Genomic DNA, 7295 nt, shown 5'->3' with positions numbered 1-7295 from the left:
AGGTCACACCCGTTCCCATACCGAACACGGAAGTTAAGCTCTTTAGCGCCGATGGTAGTTGGGGGCTTCCCCCTGTGAGAGTAGGACGTCGCTAGGCACGTAAAAAAGTCGAGGATTTATTCCTCGGCTTTTTTTGTGTGAAAATAAATAAATTTTAGGCCTATTATTAGTAGGAATAACTTCAATTGTTTAAAGCTAATGCACGACACCAGCAGTTTTTGAAACAACCCAAGCAGCCTTAAATTTCTGAATATCAACTGCTTGTACTAAGCTCGCTTTTCAAGAACAATCCATCGACTGGCAAGAGTATATTACCGCTCTGGCAGACAATAAAGTGAAAACTTAATATGTGCGCAATTTACAGTGTATATTTGAACACTTGGTTTTTAGAACGTGAAAAGGAGGGATTTATCATATATTTGATGCATCTCTCTTTTTATTGTGGAAGTGAAAAACAGTACAAGAAATGGCTAAGATTCCGCCATGTATTTATTTTACGAATGAACCGAGGATTCACAGTAAGATATTGGAGGCCTTTTTATCATAAATTTGTAACTATCTTCATATTGTATTAGTAAGCCTATGAAAGGAGTCGTTATCATGCGCATGCCGGCATTACCTAAAAAGAAGTCTCCTCCAAGGGAAGCACCAAGGTCATGGTGGAAAGTTGTGAAAGCGTACTTATCCAGAGGGAGGTTTTATCGTATACCGCCTCGGAATCGATAAATGAGTTAAATGTTCGATGCAAAAAAAGTCGCTTTAATAGGCGACTTTTTTATCTTCTTTCAGTAAGTATTTTTTCTAGCGAAAGCGCAATTATGACGTCTGTTCATTTTCTAATAGAAATGTATTTTTTGTTGGACCAATTAAATAAAGCTCGTGCATGGCTCGAGTGAGTGCAACATAAAGTAGCTTGCGATCGACCTTCGTATCGTAGAAGGGTGTTTCGAAGGCAGCTACGATCACAGCATCAAATTCAAGGCCCTTTGCTAAATGACTCGGAACAACGAGCAATAATTGCTGATTGATGGATTCATTTTCAGTAAGAAGCTGAGAAGCAATTTTTTTGTCCTGTAATGCTTGCTGCATTGTTTTTGCCTCTGCGGTCGTTTTGCAAATTAAAGCGACGGAATGATGTCCATTGGCTCGAATGGCTTCAAAAATTTCCTTTATTTGCAGGGCGTCAAATGATTGAGCTTGAATAAAGGTAGGGACATTACCATGTCGAACTACTGGCTCTACTAATGGAAGCTGTTCATCCATTTGAGCTAAGACTTTGTTAGCGACCTCCATAATTTCGATTGTTGTTCGATAGCTTTTTTGCAGTGTTCTAAAGCTTGCTCTAGGAAATAGATTTTGGACAGGTTCCCAGGCAGTAAGAGAACGATAGCTATGAATTCCTTGTGCTAAATCACCGACCATTGTAAACATATCTGTTTCAAGGCCAGTTTTTAAAGCAGCAAGCTGAAATAAACTATAGTCTTGTACTTCATCGATGAAAACGACTCGCATTTTCCATTCATCAGGAATACCCTTTATACGAGCTTGTAAATAATACAGTGCAGCTAAATCTTCAAGCGCCCATTGTTCTTTAGTATGTGCCTGTAAAAATTGCTGTTGCTCAAGATAATGCCATTCTGGAGCAAGCTCTGCTAAAAGCTCAGCATTTGTTAGGAGAGTACGATAGAGAGTCTTGATGTTATGTTTAGCAAAGCGTCGCATATAAACTGTTGCTGTTGATTTTGCCTCTTTTTCAATGGCAGGAATGCGTTCATCACGTTCATCAATAAACTTCGTGACAACCCGACGCCGTTTGTCATCATCACGAAATCCATCAAGTGCTCTGCCAAGTGCTTCATCATATTTTTTATGAAGTGTATTTAAAATAGCCTGTTTCTTTTGACGAGCATGGCTTGCTAGCACTTTTTTAATATGTGCTAGTCGTTTTTCAATCGGCATATAAGAAAATTCATATAAAAATAGCTTCTTTAAATGGGAGGCACGCATAATGCAGTATTTTTCTATGAAAACATCCTCAAATTGGTTGGCGATTTCCTGCTCGATTTTTTGAACGTATCGTTCTATTACATCTCGATAATAAAGCGAGCCCTTCATTTCAGATATCCACGAAGCTACCTGTTGGGGTTCTCCTGCAACAAGAGATTCTAACTGCTCATTTGGGTTTTGAAGTTTCAATTTAAGCTTCGTCGCGGCTAGAACGTAATCGGAAAAGGTTGTTTGGCAAATTTTATCAACACCAAGCTCTGGTAAAACATCACCAATATAATCGATAAATAACTTATTTGGTGCTAAAATCATGAGCTGCTCAGGGTTAAAATGCTCGCCCATCGTGTAAAGGAAGTAAGATATTCGGTGTAGGGCAATTGTAGTTTTTCCACTACCAGCAGCACCTTGTACGATAATTGGCTGACGAAGATGTGCTCTTATAATTTCGTTTTGCTCCTTTTGAATAGTGGAGACGATTTCTGTTAAACGCACATCTGCTTTTCCAGCTAACGCTTCTTGCAGTAATTCATCATTTGTTGTTAAATCAATATCCCGTAAATCGAGCAATTCACCATCATTAATTTTATATTGGCGTTTGGCAAATAGATGTCCCTTATGGATTTCTCCACGAACATCATATTCCATATCCCCAAGGCGACCATCATAATAGACGTTTGCTACCGGTGAACGCCAATCGACTATTATAGGCTCATGGGTTTCTCGATGAAACAAAGACGTTTTTCCGATATAAAGAAATTCTTCAGAATCCCCTGTCTTTTGGAAATGAATTCGGGCAAAGTAAGGCTTTTTTTGAATAGCCTCTAAGCCTTCCTTTTGGTTTCGGGCCATTTCAAAGAAACGAGCATTTGCTAAGATATTAATATAGCCCAAACTTGAATCTAAATAATCAAGATCTGCCATCGACTTACGAATATTCTCCTGAGCAGATTGCAAACCTCTTTGTGATTCATTTAAAATTTGCTGCATGTAATTTTTAGTGTAAGCTAGCCGTTCCACTTCAGCCTGAAAATCTGGATGTTGTGCAGTCATTTTTAGCACCTCCTAAGTACTTACATTTTCAAGTAGATTCTCATACTACTATATATAATATTTACCATCAAGTGAAATTGTAATAGGCTTATTAAGAAAGAAGAGAAATCGAAATTTTAATGGCCCGCCTGAGTTGAGAGTTGGGCGAAATAGGAGGTTATCAAATTTGGACATTTTTTCCCATAGAGGCGTTTCGGCACATTACCCAGAAAACACTATGGCTGCTTTTGTGGCAGCATCAAAGCTTTCGATTACAGGGATTGAACTAGATGTTCATTTAACAGCGGATAGGGAGTTAGTCGTTATTCATGATGAAACGATCGATCGCACATCAAATGGCTCTGGCTACGTAAAGGATTACACGCTACAAGAGCTCCGTGCCTTTGATTATGGTTCATGGTTTTCTTCTAAATTTGAAGAGGAGAGGATACCAACTCTAGGAGACGTTTTAGAGTTATTTGCAGGCACAAATCACCGCATTAATATTGAGCTCAAAACCGATATATTTCCATATAACGGGATAGAAGCACTTGTAATTAAGGAGGTCGCTGCATATCAAATGACAGAAAGAGTCATTATTTCCTCCTTTAATCATGAATCTATTCAGATCGTGGCACAAAGAGCACCATATATTGAAAAAGCGGCACTGTTTGCAGAAATTTTAGTTGATTTTAACTGCTATACAGCTCAAATACCGGCAGAGGCTATACATGTTAGCCTACCTACAGCATTTCGGAGATCCATTCAAGAAGCTCTTAATGAAGGAGCAACTGTCCGTGTTTATACAGTTAATGATGTCGAGCATGCAAAGCAATTACAGCAGCTCGGTATACAGGCAATATTTACAGACGACCCGGAAAAGATAGTATCTGGATTGACTGATTTGTAGGGTTGAATGGCAGGGGCGGGGGATAGAAATTAGGGTGACGGAAAGAATGGTCGAAGCGACGGATAGGAAGTTTGGAGTGACGGATAGAAAGGCCGAAGTGACGGATAGAAATTAGAGCGACGGAAAAAAGAGTCGAAGTGACGGATAGGAAGTTCGGAGCGACGGAAAGAATGGTCAAAGTGACGGATAGGAAGTCCAGAACAACGGAAAGAAAGGCCGAAGTGACGGATAGAAATTAGAGCGACGGAAAGAAGAGTCGAAGTGACGGATAGGAAGTTCGGAGCGACGGAAAGAAAGGCCGAAGTGACGGATAGGAAGTCCAGAACGACGGAAAGAATGGTCAAAGCCGTGGATAGAACCGCCGAAATCTCGGATAGCCCCAACAGAAAGAAAGAATGTTCAAGTCGCGGATAGCCCAGCCAAAATCGGGAATCCGCCCCGACAGATTGCCGAGGATAGAACCCAGTCAAAGCGGCGGATAAAACCGCCAATCGCCAAAAAAAGCGCTATTAAGGATATTTTCGGATTTAACGCGCTGAGGTGTGCGAATCAGTGCGTTAAATCCTAGTATGTGAAGAGTATAGCAAGCGATTAATTTTTGGTTTTTACCACTTTGCGCGGTTTTCTTCGATACTGCCTAGCATTTGTTTGATGACAAGTGTTTCGCCATTGTCTAGTAATACGGAGCCGTCGAAATAGCCAAACATTTGATGTACTTCAGATTTTATGAGACCAGCTTTTGTGACGGATACACGCTCGAAAAATGGGGAGAATGTTAATGAAACTTGGTTCGTGAATTTAGTTTTAATGTTCCAGCGTTGCATTAAATCCTCTTGATTATAATTGAACAGTACATCCTCATGTATTTTGGTCATTTTACCTTCTACGAAAACAGCATTTTCCGTCATTCCGGTTCCGTCTGTCCATTTGCCCCCTAAATTGAGTCCGATTCGTCTGCCTCGAACTCGCTGTGAGGCCATTGCCCAAGTCCATGTGGATTCACGGGGCCAAACGCCACGGCTGTATTCTAGGACAGAGAAGTTTTCCTCAGGAGAAAACATAAAACGGCGATTACCAATCGTCACAAACCCAGAAGTGGGGAGTATATGATGCTTACCTGTGAATTGGAATGTTTTACGGTTCCAAGGGATGACTACATTTAATGACTCATCTGTAGGCGGATGTTGAATGACAAGCTTTGCACGTAAAACATCTCCATCGAAGTCTGGGATAGAAACGGATAGATGGGTTTCATTTTGTACATATGTCATATCAATCATCATTTCACTATTTTTGAAGGATACGGAATCTAGCACCTGCGTAGGCATTTTTAACTTTCCACCAAATGGAATTGTAATTGTTTTTTCAAAGTAGCGCTGTGTTTCATATTCAAGGAAATAGACGAAGCAGACCGCTGCGTAGTCTAGATGGCTAATAGTAGCTGAGAAGATAATCTCATCGCCATAGACACACCAATAATTCCATTTCTTTTTGCGCATGATATGGCCACTTAAATTGCTGTTTATGAGAGGTTTACGAGCAAATCCGATGGCAGCTGGATTTAAATTACCTTTTTTATCGCATAAAAGAGTAGGTTGTATAATTTCTTTCTCAGCATGCTGCTTCAATTTTAACATCCCTTCTGATTCGTAATATAAAAGCCTATAATTTCTTACCCTTATTGTAGCAAAAACTATCTCAAAATAGGCAATGATAGTGCCAAATAAGACCACATTCGACATTTTTATGAATAAGGACCTAGCTAATAGAAATCCCTCATTATACATATGTTGAACTTAAGGAGGGGAAGCGTGGCAAAAATGTATAACAGACAGGCCGCTGTACAGTATGCAAACTTGTGGTGGAACAGGCGTAATCCAGCATTTCCGAATTTTACTGTTGATTGCACGAACTATATATCTCAATGTTTACTTGCTGGAGGAGCACCAATGCGAGGGGCTCCAAATAGAGGGAAAGGCTGGTGGGTTCAACATGGAAATTGGAGCTTTAGCTGGTCTGTTGCACATTCACTTAGATGGTATTTGGAAGGCTCGACAACGGGATTGAAGGGTAGGCGTGTACAATCTGCGGAAGAATTAGAACTTGGGGATATCATTTTTTATGATTTCCAAGGGGATGGAAGAGTTGATCATTCCGTAATTGTGACAAGTATCCAAAATGGTATTCCATATGTTAACGCACACACTTCAGATAGCATTAATCGACCGTATTTTTATGAAGATTCAACGGCTTATACGCCGAGCATGACTTATCATTATATTCACATAGAGGATAGTTTTGCTTAAGGTGATAGTAGTGTTAAAGCTCATCATTTTGTGATAATGTGAAAGATAGAAGATATTAATTTTGCCTTGGCGTAATTGCGTCCGGTTTTGAATTGTAATGACAAAATCCGTGACATCCGCCGGAGGCTTTATCTTCATTCAGTAGGTATGTGGACACCAAATATAGGAACTATATCTGAATTTATCTCATCATTTTCAGAGAAGGGAGTCTAGTTTTCTGTACCTGTCACTTTGCTTTCGGTACAAGAGAGATTTTTAACTACCGTTTCACTTACGAATGAAGATAAATCTTAATTATTGTAGTGTTTAGAAGGAGATAAGAGTAAATGAGCGAACAATTTTTATCTGTTAGGGATGCGATTATTGAGCGTCGATCTATTAAAAAGTTTAATGGACAGCCGGTGGATCGTGAAGACTTATTGGCCATTATTGACGATGCAGTGTGGGCACCGAATCATGGAAATCGAGAGCCTTGGCGTTTAGTTGTTGCATGTGGTAAGGAGTTAGATGGTCTTCATAATTTATTGCGTGATCTGACGATACCGAAATGGCAGGAGCTTTCAAGTGAAGATTTAGCGAAGCAAATGACGAAATTTACATTACCGGGTGGCTATGCTTTTGTCATCGTTCCAGAGGATGCTCGACAAAAAGAGCGTTTAGAAGATTACGGAGCGGCAAGTATTTTTATTCAAAATATACAATTGCTAGCTTGGGATAAGGGAATAGGCTCATGTTGGAAAACACCTGGGTTCCTAGATAACCCGAAATTCCGTGAAGCTCTAAAGATTCAGCCGGGTGAGCGTGTGATCGCGATGCTACAAGTTGGCTATTTTGATGAAGTACCAAAAGGGAAAGAACGTAAAAAATCAGTAGATATTGTTTCGATTTTTGGAGAATAACAAAAGTAAAATCCCCTCGTTTTATAAAATGGACGAGGGGATTTATTTAAGTGCGCCCGGCATGCGTATGAACTATAGGGTGTAAGTCCCGAACCCCGAAGACAGAAGTAGAGGTTAGCCAAGAGCAAGGGTGTCCGTGGTGAC

General features: G+C 40.1%; 5 protein-coding genes and 1 rRNA gene. 4 read left to right on the top strand and 2 right to left on the bottom strand.

Annotated elements, in window-relative coordinates; genetic code table 11:
* Positions 1-97 (top strand): 5S ribosomal RNA (gene rrf, locus PVA17_RS23975); the annotation flags it as partial.
* A 719-nt stretch (positions 98-816) separates the two neighbouring features.
* Here rrf and helD read toward each other — a convergent pair.
* Positions 817-3057 carry an RNA polymerase recycling motor HelD gene (gene helD, locus PVA17_RS23970; protein WP_132360092.1) on the bottom strand — a complete coding sequence of 747 codons (2241 nt, stop codon included), beginning with the start codon at positions 3055-3057 and terminating at the stop codon, positions 817-819.
* 166 nt (positions 3058-3223) lie between these two features.
* Between helD and PVA17_RS23965 the strand changes: the two genes are divergently transcribed.
* A complete protein-coding gene (locus tag PVA17_RS23965; RefSeq protein ID WP_132360094.1) occupies positions 3224-3946 on the top strand; it encodes a glycerophosphodiester phosphodiesterase in 723 nt (240 codons plus the stop codon).
* A 605-nt stretch (positions 3947-4551) separates the two neighbouring features.
* Here the strand turns inward: PVA17_RS23965 and PVA17_RS23960 are convergent.
* Positions 4552-5574, bottom strand: a complete 1023-nt coding sequence (locus tag PVA17_RS23960) for a DUF2804 domain-containing protein (RefSeq protein WP_274069216.1) — start codon at positions 5572-5574, stop codon at positions 4552-4554.
* A gap of 183 nt (positions 5575-5757) precedes the next feature.
* On the opposite strand from PVA17_RS23960, the gene PVA17_RS23955 reads away from it, so the two are divergent.
* Both PVA17_RS23955 and PVA17_RS23950 read left to right on the top strand, forming a co-directional pair.
* The gene (locus tag PVA17_RS23955) at positions 5758-6252 is read left to right on the top strand and encodes an amidase domain-containing protein (protein WP_132360098.1); all 495 of its coding nucleotides are present in this window, start codon (positions 5758-5760) and stop codon (positions 6250-6252) included.
* 326 nt (positions 6253-6578) lie between these two features.
* Positions 6579-7151 (top strand): nitroreductase family protein, encoded by a 573-nt coding sequence (locus PVA17_RS23950; RefSeq protein WP_132360100.1) that lies wholly within the window; start codon positions 6579-6581, stop codon positions 7149-7151.
* Positions 7152-7295 lie beyond the last annotated feature (144 nt).

The sequence above is a fragment of the Lysinibacillus sp. CNPSo 3705 genome (assembly GCF_028674935.1).
In the GTDB taxonomy this organism is placed as follows: Bacteria; Bacillota; Bacilli; order Bacillales_A; family Planococcaceae; genus Lysinibacillus.
Note: the sequence above shows the minus strand (reverse complement) of the source record. Positions and strands in the feature narration are given on the sequence as shown.